The sequence below is a fragment of the Pseudomonas sp. ME-P-057 genome (assembly GCF_030208975.1).
GTDB classification, from domain to species: domain Bacteria; phylum Pseudomonadota; class Gammaproteobacteria; order Pseudomonadales; family Pseudomonadaceae; genus Aquipseudomonas; species Aquipseudomonas lutea.
This window is the reverse complement of sequence record NZ_JARVSX010000031.1, coordinates 94877-109567: the sequence shown is the minus strand read 5'-3', so window position 1 is coordinate 109567 and position 14691 is coordinate 94877. Positions and strand designations below refer to the sequence as shown.

The 14691-nt window shown below is 50.6% G+C and carries 15 protein-coding genes and 1 pseudogene; 14 read left to right on the top strand and 2 right to left on the bottom strand.

Going from position 1 to position 14691, the window contains the following annotated elements; genetic code table 11:
• The 8 genes from QRN48_RS16430 to QRN48_RS16395 form a co-directional block, all read left to right on the top strand.
• Positions 1–2863 (top strand): DUF637 domain-containing protein (locus QRN48_RS16430; protein ID WP_285351715.1); only part of this gene is annotated, 2863 nt, incomplete at its 5' end.
• On the top strand, positions 2860–3372 hold the full coding sequence (locus QRN48_RS16425) for a hypothetical protein (RefSeq protein WP_191945596.1): 513 nt from the start codon (positions 2860–2862) through the stop codon (positions 3370–3372). The genes QRN48_RS16430 and QRN48_RS16425, both read left to right, overlap by 4 nt.
• A gap of 379 nt (positions 3373–3751) precedes the next feature.
• Positions 3752–4009 (top strand): hypothetical protein, encoded by a 258-nt coding sequence (locus tag QRN48_RS16420; RefSeq protein ID WP_285351713.1) that lies wholly within the window; start codon positions 3752–3754, stop codon positions 4007–4009.
• A gap of 12 nt (positions 4010–4021) precedes the next feature.
• Positions 4022–4294 carry a hypothetical protein gene (locus tag QRN48_RS16415; protein WP_123480124.1) on the top strand — a complete coding sequence of 91 codons (273 nt, stop codon included), beginning with the start codon at positions 4022–4024 and terminating at the stop codon, positions 4292–4294.
• A gap of 39 nt (positions 4295–4333) precedes the next feature.
• A complete protein-coding gene (locus tag QRN48_RS16410; RefSeq protein WP_244653754.1) occupies positions 4334–4810 on the top strand; it encodes a hypothetical protein in 477 nt (158 codons plus the stop codon).
• 9 nt (positions 4811–4819) lie between these two features.
• Positions 4820–5452, top strand: coding sequence for a hypothetical protein (locus tag QRN48_RS16405; protein ID WP_285351711.1), 633 nt, complete (start codon positions 4820–4822; stop codon positions 5450–5452).
• Between the two features lie 169 nt (positions 5453–5621).
• A complete protein-coding gene (locus QRN48_RS16400; RefSeq protein ID WP_285351709.1) occupies positions 5622–5849 on the top strand; it encodes a hypothetical protein in 228 nt (75 codons plus the stop codon).
• Between the two features lie 5 nt (positions 5850–5854).
• Positions 5855–6277: a hypothetical protein gene (locus QRN48_RS16395; RefSeq protein ID WP_285351707.1), complete on the top strand. Its 423-nt coding sequence runs from the start codon at positions 5855–5857 to the stop codon at positions 6275–6277.
• 308 nt (positions 6278–6585) lie between these two features.
• On the opposite strand, the pseudogene QRN48_RS16390 reads toward QRN48_RS16395, so the two are convergent.
• Together QRN48_RS16390 and QRN48_RS25435 are read right to left on the bottom strand one after the other, a co-directional pair.
• A pseudogene (locus tag QRN48_RS16390) lies at positions 6586–6833 on the bottom strand (hypothetical protein).
• A gap of 279 nt (positions 6834–7112) precedes the next feature.
• Positions 7113–7244 (bottom strand): hypothetical protein, encoded by a 132-nt coding sequence (locus QRN48_RS25435; RefSeq protein ID WP_502944616.1) that lies wholly within the window; start codon positions 7242–7244, stop codon positions 7113–7115.
• 30 nt (positions 7245–7274) lie between these two features.
• On the opposite strand from QRN48_RS25435, the gene QRN48_RS25430 reads away from it, so the two are divergent.
• The 6 genes from QRN48_RS25430 to QRN48_RS16370 all read left to right on the top strand — a co-directional run bounded on the left by QRN48_RS25430 (position 7275) and on the right by QRN48_RS16370 (position 14427).
• The gene (locus QRN48_RS25430; protein WP_502944615.1) at positions 7275–9311 is read left to right on the top strand and encodes a hemagglutinin repeat-containing protein; all 2037 of its coding nucleotides are present in this window, start codon (positions 7275–7277) and stop codon (positions 9309–9311) included.
• Positions 9194–10447: a DUF637 domain-containing protein gene (locus QRN48_RS25425; protein WP_502944614.1), complete on the top strand. Its 1254-nt coding sequence runs from the start codon at positions 9194–9196 to the stop codon at positions 10445–10447. Before QRN48_RS25430 ends, QRN48_RS25425 begins: the two co-directional genes overlap by 118 nt.
• A 4-nt stretch (positions 10448–10451) precedes the next feature.
• On the top strand, positions 10452–11177 hold the full coding sequence (locus QRN48_RS16380) for a hypothetical protein (protein ID WP_285351705.1): 726 nt from the start codon (positions 10452–10454) through the stop codon (positions 11175–11177).
• Positions 11178–12708: 1531 nt separating this feature from the next.
• On the top strand, positions 12709–13185 hold the full coding sequence (locus QRN48_RS16375) for a lytic transglycosylase (RefSeq protein ID WP_285351703.1): 477 nt from the start codon (positions 12709–12711) through the stop codon (positions 13183–13185).
• Positions 13186–13502: 317 nt separating this feature from the next.
• Positions 13503–13829 carry an AHH domain-containing protein gene (locus QRN48_RS25185; protein WP_350310431.1) on the top strand — a complete coding sequence of 109 codons (327 nt, stop codon included), beginning with the start codon at positions 13503–13505 and terminating at the stop codon, positions 13827–13829.
• Between the two features lies 1 nt (position 13830).
• Positions 13831–14427, top strand: coding sequence for an imm11 family protein (locus QRN48_RS16370; protein ID WP_285351702.1), 597 nt, complete (start codon positions 13831–13833; stop codon positions 14425–14427).
• Positions 14428–14691: the final 264 nt, after the last annotated feature.

Here is a 14691-nt window from a genome sequence, read left to right as displayed (position 1 = left end):
CGACATGCACAACGTCGAGGGCAAGGAAAAACACGGCAAGGAACGCATCAAGACCGCGGACGACCAGACTACCCAAGTGGCGAGCGTGTTGACGGCGGGCGGGGATTTTGTGAGCCAGGCCGGGCGCGATACGACGGTAGTGGCGAGCAAGATCAGTGCGGGGAATGAGGCTTATCTGTACAGCGGGGATAAGTTGAGTTTGCTGGCTGCGCAGGACAGCACTCATACGTTGTATGACATGAAGGAAAACGGTGGCTGGGGCGCGAAGAAAGCCAAGCGTGATGAAGTCACCCAGACCACTAACGTCGGTACCGACATCCGAACCACAGGCAACCTGACCTTGGTCAGCAACGGCGACCAGCTTTACCAGGTCGCCAAGCTCAACAGCGGCAAGGACCTGATCCTGAAAAGCGGCGGCGCCATTACGTTTGAAGGCGTGAAGGACTATCACGACGAGAGCCATACCAAGAGCAAGAGCAACATGGCTTGGTTTTCGATGAAGGGCAAAGGCGAAACCGACGAGACTCTGCGCCAGAGTGAGCTGGTAGCACAGGGTCAAACCGTCATCCAGGCCGTGAACGGGCTGAAGATCGACGTCAAGCAAGTCAATCAGCAAACCGTCAGCCAGACCATCGACGCGATGGTCACGGCTGACCCGCAATTGGCCTGGATCAAAGAGGCCGAGAAGCGCGGGGATGTGGATTGGCGGCAGGTCAAAGAGCTGCATGACTCCTTCAAATACAGCAACTCGGGTATGGGCCAGGGAGCGATGCTGGCGGTGATCATCATCGTCACCATCGTGACGGCGGGCGGTGCAAGCGCGCTGGCAGGAGGCGCAGCAAGCGCGACCGCAGGTTCGGGAACCGCCATGGCGGCGGCGACTACCACTGAGGCTCTCGCAGCAGGCGCTACGTATACGGCTGCCGGCTGGGGCAACGTAATGGCCACCGCCGCGCTGACCTCCATGGCCAGTACCGGCGCGGTCAGCGTCATCAACAACAAAGGCAATCTGGGCGTCGCGCTGAAGGACACCTTTGGCAGCGACAGCCTGAAAAACGCCACTATCGGTGCACTGACCGCTGGCGCGTTGAACTACGCAGACAGCACCTGGTTCCAGGGCGCGAGCCCGGCAAACGGTAATGGTGCAAAGGTCATTACGGGCGGCTCAGTGCAAAATCCGGGCTACTCCAGCCAATGGCTCAGTTGGCAGAAAGCCCAGGATGCCGTCGTGCGCAGCGGCACGCATGCCGTTATCGAAAGCGGTATTTCCACGGCCATAAACGGCGGCAGCCTGAGAGACAATCTAGGTTCAGCGCTGGTGTCGCAGGGTTTTGACCTGGCCGCCGCTGTGGGCAATAAGAACTTGGGCGACTTTGCGGACTACATGGACCTGAGCCCTGGCTCGGCAGAAAAAGTTTTTCTGCACGCAATGCTAGGCGGCGCGATGTCAGCCGCACGCGGCGGTGACTTCAAAACTGGCGCAATTGCTGCTGGCGCTGCCGAGGGCCTGACGGGCGTCGCGACGGATAATCTCGGCAAATACCTGGACACTCGCTTTGTAACGGACGATCAGTTCCGGGTCGCGACAGCCCAGATCGTTGGCATCGCGGCGGGCTCACTGGTCAACGGAGACCCGAACGATGCCGCGTGGGTGGCGGGGAATGTTGAGCGGTATAACGCTCAGTTGCATAGGCCTCAAACGACTGCACTGGAAAAACTGAGAACGCTCAACCCAGAGCTTTCGGATCGTCTGACTGATGCTGCGTGCGCATTGTCCCAGTGCGCCGCTTCGATTCCGGTTGATGATCCGAGGTACGGTAATTTCAAGGCACGCCAGGATCGCGGTGAGGGCTACACAACCGAGATTGAAATGCTCCAAGCCACTGGAGAGTTCGAGGGGCGTAGCTGGACAGACCGAAGCGATGACTTCCTTAATGCCCACGGCAACGTTGTTCAAGCTGCTGATGCCAGCGTGGACACCGCCTCAGGCATTGTCGGTGGAGTAGGCAGTTATGCCGGCATGATGGTTACGTCGCCGGTGTGTGTAGGTATCTTCACGTGTGCTTTACCGGCTGGGTTAGGTGTGTTGGGCACCCATCAACTGGTGGGGGCGTGGGACTCGGCAAGTCAGATCACCTCCGACTTCACATCAGACCAGCCTGGTCGAGTGGAGGCTGCTTTTAACCTTGGCACGTTCCCAGGCGAGTCGAGCATAACCAAGGACCTGGCGGCCAGCGCCGGTCAGTCCGTGCTCGAAATGAGCGCGTTTGGATTGGCAGGGAAGTATTTCAATGGTCTTTCGGCTGCGGATGGGGTGGCGTTTCCGTGGAGCGGTGAGAGTGTTGTTGGTCCAAAAGCAACTCCATCCGGTTTGGTTTCTGGAGAAACTGGAGTTGTAGGTACGGGTAAAGCTGCGGCTAATGATGCGAGTTTTACAGCAACATCCACATCAGGATGGACGAGCATCTCGAGTGACGCTCGCGCGGTGGTCCGGGACGTCGAGTACCATTCAGGTGTGCCTATGCCCTCTAACCAGCGCACGCAACTAGCAGAGGAGCTGCGTCAGGTGGATCACACTTATGTCGCGCCCAGAAGCGACTATCAAGCCTTACAGCGTGAATACAATAGCCAGCGAAATAATCTCAAGCGTGAGTGGGAATTGAATACTGGTTTGACATGGCCCAAGACGGAGAGTGGTGTGGATTTCCAAGCGCACCATGTGATACCACAGCAGTATGGTGGACCTAACCAATGGTGGAATTTGCATCCGGTGCCAGGTGGAAGTGCTCACCAAGGTGGCGTTCATGCCCCAGCAAGTCCCACAACTACAGCATTTCCGCAGAACCCTCCGAGGCGCCCATGACCATGTACGAAAAATTAGAGGCCTTCAATGCACTCGCATGCGTGCTACTAGAGCGGCTGAACCCTGTTTCTTCTAGTGACGTGAATGGGATGCGACAGCAGTGGCCAGCGGCTCCCGATGAGTACTTTGCTTTTATGCAGGAGCGGGGGCATGGTGAGATAAAGGAGGACGACTGCGCGCTGTCGCTTTTGACGATTCAACCCACATTATGTCCCGCGGCAGACTACTTTGGTGATGATGGGTTTTATAAAGACGGACCCTATGAATCGGGTGCCAAGGGCGAGGTGTGGCTGTTCGGCTGGGATAGCACCGGGACTGCTTTCGGTTTCGACAGTGGAGACAACTGGCGATTGTTGGAAATCGATAATATGCGTTGGATAACGCGACTTGACTTGTCGTTTCGTCAGTTCGTCGAAGGGATGTTGGTATGTTATCCACAGCGGCCGATAAGCTTTGCGAATGGAATTTGGCGCGACTCGGGAGATGTTTCCTACACCCTGCCGGATTAGGCATAAAAGCCTGCTGAGACTAAAAAGTGGAAAAGGCGCGCATTCATCTGGTCCAAAAGCAACTCCATCCGGTTTGGTTTCTGGAGAAGCTGGAGTTGTGGGGACAGGTAAAACTGCAGCTAAGGATACAAATTTCGACGGCCCAAAAAATACCTCAAGTGAAATTGATCAACAAAAACTTGAGTTGCTCACAACTCATCCGAACGCACATTCACTGGGTGTTCACGGTGGTAACGTTACTGACGGAGACCTGATGGTCAGGGCAAAGACCGGTGTAAAGCCGGACGGCGCTATAGGTCCATCGGTTCCGCCATTGTCCTCCGCCTTCCATTCTGACGATTTGTAGGTTCAAGCTGATCAGTTCGTCCGAACCAACGCTTTGCAAAAAGCGATAGCTCGTAATCCTGGCAGCGATACAGTTAGAGTCACGGCTGATGATGTTGGTGATGTCGGGGCTGACCTTGGTAGAGGGTTTAAGAGGATTTGGCCAAGCGGTAATACAGCTAAAAATTTAGAAGTTCTAGGCGCTCCTGCTAAAGTAAGCAACTTACGCAGCGTAGAAGGTGTTTATCAATTTAATCCTGGCAAAAATGTTTGGGAGACTATCACTATTTTTCCAGCGCCGTTGCCAAAATAGAGGGATATTACAATGTATGAAAATATTCGCTATATGCTAAAGACTATATTTTCTGCAGACTTTGGTTTTCAGGAGGAAGCTGCTAAAAATATATACCTAAGAGGCTTGATATCAAGTGGAAAGCTGGATGAGATGAAAGCTGAGCTGGCTGCAGCGTTCGAAGATAAGAGTGTGCGTTGGAGAGAAATGCTTTTGAATGATGATTATGAAGTCCAAGACTTCGATACTGAAGAGGAATCAATAGCGTATGTAAAGAGAGTGCTTTGGGATCCGTTGAACTCTTAGAGCTTTCTTGACGGTGCAAAAGGGCCAGGCCAGATCGTTGTGCGCAGCGATAACGATTTCAGCGCAACGGTCAACGGAAACGGCAAACCCAAAGTGTATATCAAGGAAAACGGCGATTTGGTTCCACCCAACATCAACGGGACTGGCCGCGTCCAAACGCACGTGCGTGGTGGCAATTCTGAAAATTCGCCCTATATATCTGTTACTGATCCAATTGCAACGTCGAACCCGAAAAACTATGGTACTGATAAAATTGAGATCGACGTTAAGCGCTTACAGCAGGATATTGATTCCGGCGCACTGCCAGATACCAAATTTTTGACGAATCAACAGGTGACAGCGGAATTGCAATCGAAAGTGGATGCAGCCCGTGCAAGGTATACAAGAAACCCATCTGAGAATAACAGCGATTCGTTGATTAACGCGGAGAGAGATCTGGGGAACGCTAAGCGCGATGGAGAATGTTTGGTTATGGGCTGTGTGCCGGCTGATTATATTAAAAGAGTAGAAAAATAGGTATTTTTTATGGAGCCGAAAACATACGAACTGTTGAATAGCATTCCAGAGCATGCAGATTATGCCGTGACGGCAGGAGATTTGGATCCAGAGGATATTCCACAGGAAAGAATTGACGCTGTGCTGGATTTGCTCCGTCATGCGAGTAACAATGAGGAGCAATTCTTGGCTGCGAAACTACTGACCAGTTGGGGCGTCTATGAAGGCTTGATCGCTTTGGAAGGGAGTATGGAAAAACCCGAAGGCATCGAAGGAACCTATTTCCATCCACTATATGGGTACGACGACACTTATCGTCAAATACTCTTGGCTGTTACTCGGTATTTTGCCAATGTGGCTGATCGTGGGGAAGTCGAGGCGGCTAGAGTCCAGATCTATTCTCCGCTATCGAAGATTATTACTTTGTCGAGTAGTAAGCCGTTTGAAATAGCCACTATTTTTGATTTTGTGAAGAGGAAGAACTACTCAGAGTATGTGCCTCTCGTTGAAGAGCAACTTGCCGCCATAATTGATCATCCCGAAGTGCATCGCTGGAAAATTTATGATGCTATTGATTTTTTGATGAGTTTTAATCCCGATTTCATTGCGTCTTTATTGAAAGAGAAAAACAAGTCAATTGATGATTTTAAGCCTGTGACATAAGGGCGATAACTTCGATACAAAAGGTGCATCAGGTTCAAACGAGGTTTTGGGTGGAGCGCACCGCGATACATCGAAACCTGTAAACGACAACCTTGACTCTTATCATTGTCCTGCAAGATCCTGTTATACGGATGCTCCAATCAGTTCTGTTGATGGTCCTGCGATCAAAATGGACCCAAATGACCACAAGTTTACTGCTAGCAATGGAAATTCAGATTCTGCAAAAGCTTATAGAGTGCAGCAAGAGGAGCTGCTAAAACAAGGGAAGCTTGATGAAGCAATAGAAATGGATGTCGACGATATACGAAGTAAGTTCGGTGATAAATACGACGCAGCTGTTGAGCAAATGATAAAATATTCAAAAAGTCTTAATCCTGATGATTTTAAGCCGAGGTAGATTTCATGAGGTTGATTTACAGCCAGTCTAGTGGTCTCGAACATTTCTTTTTCGGGCAAGGTAGAGAGGAAGTCAGGAAGGTTATTGGTTTACCATATAAGGTTTTTCCTAAATCTGAATTTTCAGAAAATTCAATTGACGCCTTTGATGAGGGTGTAATGCAAGTTTGGTACAACCGTTCTAATGAGTTGTTGGGGTTGGAGGTATATCTTCCTAATGCTTTTTTTTATTATGATGGTAAGCAAATTTTAGGTCTGTCTATTGAGGATATTGAGAGTTTCTTTGTGGCTGAGGGTGTGTATTTTGAAGTGGAGAAAGATAAAACTGGCATAAACGTTAATCAGAACTCAGTCAGGCTGTATGCTCCTGACATGAACGATTTAGGGGGGCGAGCCACGGTAGAGTCTATATATGTTGGCTTTAAGTAAGTCGGCAGGAGATGCTCTTATGACTGGCGGTTACGATAACTTTAAGAGCCTGTGCGATAAAAAGGCGACCGATCCAGTAGCGTGGGACATAAATCAGCTAAAAAATGAGCAGGTAACTTTCCAGTCTATTCATGAAACCTGCCTGCAGGATCATAAGCGGTAGAGAAATCGGCAGACCCGAAAGTCTCCCGCGCACAGCCGCCATAGGACGACTTTGCAATAGCTCTTTAAAAACCTGGTTTTATTTTCATATTTTGAGATATTTTAAGTAGGGCGATTATCAACTAGCCGCCCTTTTTTTACAGTTTTTACTTATTCAACTTTTCTCCGATAACATCCAGCAAATCACACCCATCTCTCAGCGAAATAACAAGCAACAGCGCAAATTCATGAAGCACAATCGCATCACTGCTGATTCCCCCCCGAAATGCCAGATTGTCCAGAAATAGCGTCACCGCATGGATGCGGTACGCAGCGGCGTCACAGAGAACATCAAGGGTCGATGCGTGTCGATCACCAGCGCCAGGATGGTTGAATCGTGGCCTGTCAGGGGCACGTATCTGTTTTTTTTTGGACTCTCTACTAAGTGGTGAATGCCATCATTCACAGGTCGCCAACGAATGGGTGAAGGCTGTACGCAGGTTGGCGAATCGGCAGTAGAGAAAACCGGCAGACTCGACGGTCTCCCGCGCACAGCTTTTTATAGAACGACTTGGCAGTCGCGCAAGTATCTGCAAAAAAGCCCCCCAACTACTACCGTCAGGTCGCCAAGCCTGAATCGCCATGTGGGCGACCGGCGGACTATTAAGTCCTCAACGTAAAAACGTGCAAGGCATCAAACGGCCAACGCTTCCTCGCCGGCGGCCTCTACAGCGACGCCGACCAGTTCCGCTACCTGATGGACAACGCCCTGGCGAGCAAAGACGCGCTGCGCCTGAGCCTGGGCGTCACCCTCACCAGCCAGCAAGTCGGCGCCCTGACCCACGACATCGTGTGGATGGAAAACCGCGTCGTCGACGGCCAGACCGTCCTCGTGCCCGTGCTCTACCTGGCCCAGGCCGAATCACGCAACGTACGCGGCAACAGCCTGATCCAGGGCCGCGACCTCAACTTGGTCACCGGCGGCGACCTCATCAACGTCGGCACCCTGCGCGCCAGCAACAACTTCACCGCCGTCAGCACCGGCAGCCTTTACAACGGCGGCCTGATCGAAGCCGGCAACAACCTGAGCCTGCTGGCCCAGGACAGCATCCGAAACGCCATGGCCGGCGAAATTCGCGGCAACCAAGTCAGCCTCGCCGCCCTCAAAGGCGACATCACCAACGACAACACCGCGATCCAGGTACGTGACGGCGCCGGCATGCGCACCCTCACCGACAGCAGCGCCAGCACCATCGTCGCCCGCGAAAACCTCGCCATCGACGCTGGCCGCGACCTCACCAACCGAGGCGTACTCACCGCTGGCAAAGACGCCAACCTGACCGCCGGCCGTGACCTTAACCTGATTGCCGCCAGCGACACCCGCATCAAGCACGAGAGCCGCGACGGCGGCGAAAAATCCAGCATCACCACCGACGTCAAAAACCTCGCCGCCAGCGTCACGGCGGGCGGCAACCTCAACATGAAGGCCGGGCAGGACGTCAACATCATCGGCAGCACGGCCACGGCCGGCAAAGACCTGACCGTTGAGGCTGGGCGCGACTTCAACGTGGCGTCGGTCAGCGACATGCACAACGTCGAGGGTAAGGAAAAACACGGCAAGAAACGCATCAAGACCTCGGACGACCAGACCACCCAAGTGGCGAGCGTGTTGACGGCGGGTGGGGATCTTGTGAGCCAGGCCGGGCGCGACACCACGATTGTGGCGAGCAAGATCAGTGCGGGGAATGAGGCTTATCTGTATAGCGGGGATAAGTTGAGTTTGTTGGCGGCTGAGAACAGCACGCACACCCTCTACGACATGAAGAAAAACAGCGGCTGGGGTTCCAAAAAGACCCAGCGCGATGAGGTCACCCGCGTTACCAATGTCGGCACTGAGATCAAGACGGGGAGCGACTTATCGCTTGTCAGTGGCGGCGACCAGTTGTATCAGCGCGCCAAGCTCGACAGCGGCAATGACCTGACGATTGCCAGCGACGGCGCGGTGACGTTCGAAGCGGTTAAAGACTTGCATCAGGAGAGCCATGAGAAGAGCAATAACAATGCGTTCTGGGTTTCTTCCAAAGGTAAAGGAAACACCGACGAGACCGTCCGCCAGAGCCAACTGATTGCCCAGGGCCAGACCGTGATCCAGGCCGTGAACGGGCTGAAGATCGATGTTAAGCAAGTCAATCAGCAAACCGTCAGCCAGACCATCGACACCATGGTCAAAGCCGATCCGCAGTTGGCGTGGATCAAGGATGCCGAGAAGCGCGGTGATGTGGATTGGCGGCAGGTCAAGGAGATCCACGACAGCTTCAAATACAGCAACTCAGGTTTGGGGCCGGCTTCGCAGATCATTATCGCGATATTTCTGGCGGCAGTGGTTGGGCCGCTTGCAGCTGCTGCTGCAGGTGGAGGCACTGTCGGCGCCGTTGCTGGTGCCGTTGCGGCCGGTGCTTCAACGAATGCGACCGTGAGTGTGGTCAATAATCGGGGCAATCTTGGCGCTGTACTCAAAGACGTGACTTCTTCAGATGCAATGAAGGGATACGTTATTGCCGGCGCTACAGCGGGTCTGACGGCTGAATATTTTGGTGATTGGACTGGAACCGAAACAAACACTGCAACGGGGAAAATCACGACGCCGGGCATCCTGAATAGCTGGAGTGGTGTTGGTCAATTCGCGGCCAACCAAACGCTGCAGAGCGGTACTTCCATGCTGTTAAGCAAGGCGCTCGGACAACGTGGCAGTGCAAGTGATGCACTTGAAACGCGTTGTTCAACACCTTGGCGGCTGCCAGTTTCAATTCGTTGGGTAATTACACCAAGAATCTGTTCGCAGACGGTTCTGCACCGAAAATTGCGATTCACGCCATGGTCGGTGGGTTACTAGCAGAGGCTACTGGAGGAGACTTCAAGACCGGCGCGTTGGCGGCAGGGGCGAGCGAGGCATTGGTCACTCATCTGGACAGCTTGGTTAAAGGTGACGATAACTTGCTGACGATGAGTTCGCAGATCGTCGGTGTGCTAGCGGCTGCAGCACAAGGGGGCGTAGATGCGTCTACGCTTGAAAAAGGCAGCTGGATTGCTCAGAACGGTACGCAATATAACTATCTGAACCACAATCAGCTTGAGAGAGCAGCCAAGAAAATAGCGGGGTGTACGGACACCTCCTGCATTGAAGACACCACACGTAAATTCAAAGAGTTGAGTCTTCAACAGGATATTGACGCGATTGCCGGCTGTAAGGCTGATCCTTCGACGTGCGCCGCGCGATCTAAAGAAGTCGCCAATACCATAGCGGATCTGAACCCCATTAAAGACATAGTGGAGTACGGCTCGCCGAAGGCTCGGGAAGCCGTACAAAACCTTATCAATTCAAACTTCGAATTCCAGGAGATGTTAGCGGCAGCGACGACTGAGCACACGGTCGGTGCGATGGTCGATACGCTCAAAGCAAAATGGAATCTGAGCGACGCGCAAGCGAAAGACATTACCGACGGCCTCAAAGTTGCGCTTGCGGTGGGGCTGGGTACTGCCGCCGGGGCGTTGGCGTACAAACGCGCCATCGCGGCCAGTAAGAGAGAGTCCCCAGCATCTTCAAGACCGGATGTACTGCCGCCGGAAAACGGCAAAAATGTTTGGGATCTTGAACCGCGCGCCCGAGGCAGGCAGATTGAGACAACGCTTACAGATACGGACTACAAAGACTGGGCCCGAACGTACAACCTCATCAATCCCAAGACCGGACAGCCCTTTAGATCTAATAACTTCCCAGTCATTGATTTTCAGCTTGACACCAATGTGGTGAGTTTGAAAACGATTGATACCCGAGGTAAAGGGTGGTCTTATGACATGAGAACCCATATCGATACGTTGCAAAGTTCAAAAAATACCGTGGATGGCGTGCCGGCAACAAAAATTTTGGACATTCGAGTTCAACCGGGTGGATCGGCGGACGCGAACAAGCTTATCGAGTATGGGAGGCAACGTAATATTACTGTGATTATCAAAGAATTCGGAGGTTAACGATATGGTTGAAATTGAAGTTGTGTTTGGCGAACGGTTGCATGGCGGCGCTTCAATTGTGTGGGGAAGCCTAATCCAGCCGCTCAAGAAATTTAATGAGAACGCAGTCGTTGATGGTTTTACGGGCAAAGAAATATTGTTCTCGGAAGTTTCAAACTACTTGATGAGTAATAAGCGTCGGAGCTTTTTTATTGAGCTCGCATCCGGTTCGGTCGAGTTTTCGTATGTGGCAGATAAAGAATTTTATCGACTTGATATAAAAAGCTTGGTGAATTCGATCGAGACGGCGCAGTCCTTGATCGAAGCGTTGATCAATGTGTCCGGCTTTGTTCAGGCTCGAGTTTACGACGCTGAGTATGATCGATGGCAAAATGCAGAGAATCTTACGCTCTTTGAAGCTGAGTGCATTGAATATGCCCATCTGCCCAAGAAAAGTAACGGGCTTCCGTTCCCGTTGACCCAAGAGATCGTAGATATATCAAAAAATCCTGGGCGTTGGGTTTTAAGAACCGGCTATATTGAGGCAGTTGGCGCTTTCATGTGGGTAAGTAAATTCTTGCTTCAGGTAATGGGTGTGAACGAGAAGAAATTAATGGATGTCGACTGCTTTCCAATTGAAGATCTGGGTAGCGTGGTGAAAATTGCTGCCTACGACCGGTGCTTCACTTCAGCCGTAGGCGCTGAAGCTGAGAGGCAGGCCTTGCTGAGGAAAGTTTTATTTAACGCGTGAAATTTCAGCGAGAGGCGGGCACGTTTAGTTGAGTGTTTTAGCCATTTTGCGACTCGGATGAGTCTGCCTCCTTTATCCTCCTCTTGGCTGCTCGTTCATAGAGACCACTGAAAAGGAAAGCGTCTCGCTGCGCCGTGTCACCAAAATTGCGACGGGCGACCAACGTTACGCCGGCATCATCCAGGCTGGCGGCGCGGCCACTGTCATCCACCCAGAACAACATCGATAATACCGTGGTGCGCCTGGGCTATACCTACGTGGGTGCGGGCGCAAAACCGGCACCGATGCCGAAAGTCGAGGTTCAGGCTAAAGCTTCAGCGGGTCCAATGGTTTCGATAGCATTGTTAGTATTAGGACAAGAACCCTATGAGTGCAGCAGATATAGAACTATGGCTTTATGCGTGCCTTGATAAAAGTCTATCTATAAGTCAGCGACATGCTGAAGTCATGGATAGGATGTCTCGTGTCGGTGCTCCATTAGGATTTTCAGTTAACGGCGCCAAGAGATCTGAACGAGCAGACTTTGTGGAACAGAGTGACAGAAAATCCCTCTGCCGGTCGTGATACAAAGCTAGCGGGCGATAAAGACTTCCCGCGGAGTGAGGGATGGAGAAAAATGGAAGTAAGTCACCGTCTACCTAGCGGAGAAAATATAACCGTCCACTACCAGTACAATTCCGTAACCGGTGAAGCATACGATATGAAAATTACTACGCCGCAACAGCTGCCCCCTGCGCTACAGCCCGGTAGGACTATTGAGTGATGTGGATATGATTATTCGAGAAATTGGACGAGAAGAGCCTGTACATGTGTTTGGGATTTACTGGATAGAGAACGAGCGTTTTTACTGGGTCATTCCTTATGATGGCTACGGTGGCCTTATGTCACTCAGCGATAGAGAAGTCAATGTTGTTGACTCTTCTTTGTCAAGTGATCTCATCCTCTGCAAGGATGGGGGGGAGGGGACATGATTCTGCATTGGGCAGCGGAAGATTTGATTGAAGAACTTGTGGAGCGTGATCCACTGGCAATGGTCGAGTTCTTAGAGCGCATAAAAGGCTGATGGTCCAAAAGCTACAGGCGGTGCTGCAGAAAAGGTAGATGATTTTGTAGCTCCATCGTCTAAACCTGAATGGTTGCAACGGCTTGATGCGGGTAATGAGTTTAATAAGGTACAGTCTAAAAACTACCCGAATAACGAAGTTTATATTCAGTGACCTGACGGGAATGGCTATTATCGTGTTGATTCGTATAATCCCATAAAAGGCGAAATTGTCTCTCGTAAATTGACACAGCTTTCTGAGGTTTCAGAGGCGACAGCAAAGAGCTACATAAATGAGGTCATTACGAAATACCCTTCTGGTGCGACCATTGCGAAAGTTCCATCTAGTGGGTCTTTGGATGGTCAAAAATTGCAAGGTACTGTTATTTTGGAGGTTCCTCCACAGAATGGAGTAATTCCAAAAACCATCTTGGACTCTGCCAATAAAGCAGGGGTTTTAATTAGAGATACTAATGGGAAGGTGTATTGATGGAGCTATCTATTTATTATTGTAAGACTTGGTTTCGGATGAAGAAGTTTGCGATAGAGCCTATGGATGAATCTCTGGCACATTCTAGGCATCTCTCGGGTGAGTCATATACGGCTCTCATTGGCTCGGACTCTGCGCCATCTTGCTTTGTTGAGTTCTCCATAGATAAAGGAATGGTTGGTGTCGGTTTTTTAGATAAAAAATGTCGTGAGTACCTGATCTACCAATTTCAAGTAACAGATTCGGATAACTTGTTTTTGACTATGGCGACTCATCGTGAGTTTGAAGGGGATGGAGACGAGGTCATAGGTGGGGAGTCCTATATTTTCAATGAGGAAGGCGGTCTTGTTATTAGGCGAGAAAAATTTAATCCTCATGAGATTGAAGAGGCCAGATCAAGTTTCGAACCGTCTCGAAATTATGAAACAATTCCCAAGTTTGGTTGTTACTCTAATTTAACAAAAGCTGAAAGATGAAACAGGCAGGTGAGTTCCATTATAAATTTTAAGGGGTCTGAGTTGATATGGCACCGGCCTTGCGCCGGTGTTTTTGCACCCTGTCTGCACCCTTTTTGCTGCCTTCTTGCATCCTATTTGCATCCTTTCTACAGTCAAGCTGCATCCCTTTTGCATCCACCCTGACGACCTACGGTCTAGCTGCTCAATATGCCCTCTTTGAGCATGATTTTTCGCCGCTTAACAGGACCAAAATCTCAATACAAAACACGCACCTCTTGCGAGGTGGGTATTTACTATATGTATCAATTGGTTATCCGGTTTATGTCTTCTAGGCAGTGCTACACAAGGAGCTAGCGGCCTCTGAGTTCAACGTACCAGCGAATGGGCAGATTGCGTGGACAAAGGAATACCATCAATGCTTTGATGCAGCTAATCTTAATATTAACAGCGCCACGGAAAATTTGGTTGCGGTGCCAGCACACAGAGGGCCTCATCCTATCGAGTACAATCAGTATGTATTTGGTAGCTTGGAGCAGGCTACTCGAGGATTAGAGTCAGGGACCAAAGCTTATCAATCAGCTGTGACGAGAACATTAGAGGGGATTAAGAAGGAGGCAGTAATCGTGGGTAGTGAAGTTAATAAGTGGCTTACGAGGGACTGAGATGAAATATTATTTAATGCGGCAAGACATAACTGTCTGCGATAAGTGGGTGCTTGGCGACGTAAAGCATGTAAATAACTGGCATTTTAGTGATCCTCCAGTTAATTTCATGGAGCCAGGTACGTATACGCTTGATGTCAAGTTCGACGGTAGAGAGGTTGATTATTCCCTCGCTGGATACGCAGGTGTTCCAGTCTTAAGCGAAAAAGCACGGAATTCGCTAGTCGGCTTGCGCGAAGTTGATGAGCCTTATCGAAATGTCATTTTTGCGCCAGTTGAAATAAGTAATAAAGAAGTTTGTCAGAACTATTTCCTGATGATCATTGAGACGCAAATTGATTGTGTAGATGAAAAATGCTCGCGCTTCAAAAAGTTTGAAGTTGATGATCCTGTCAGGCCTGATATGGCTGGCAATTACCGTGCTTTCTACAATTTAGTAATCGATCTGGATAAGGTAGGTGCAAGTCATATTTTTAGACTAAAAAAGTATTTGGGCGCTATTATAGTTAGTGAGGAAGTGAGGCAGCGGTTGATCGCGGCTGGCATCGTCGGCGTCCTGTTTGACTCAGTCATTGGCGATCAAGAAACTGTTACTTAGCTGGTCGATTAGTGGTGAGGTCCTTCGGTCAACATTTGCTAAGATTGATTCGATAGCTTTACGAAATATCTACCTTAGTGGAAACCCAGCGCCTAGGGGGTGGTATTGATATTTTGGATTACAAGTCAAGCGTGAGATTTGGATGTAAGTTGCTGGGTTATTCAGCACGCCAAGGGTGCGCGCCATGAACGTTAAAAAATATCCCTCCGCTCGCCACCCATACACCACAGGCACCACAAACAAAAAATGAACAACCCCCGGCGG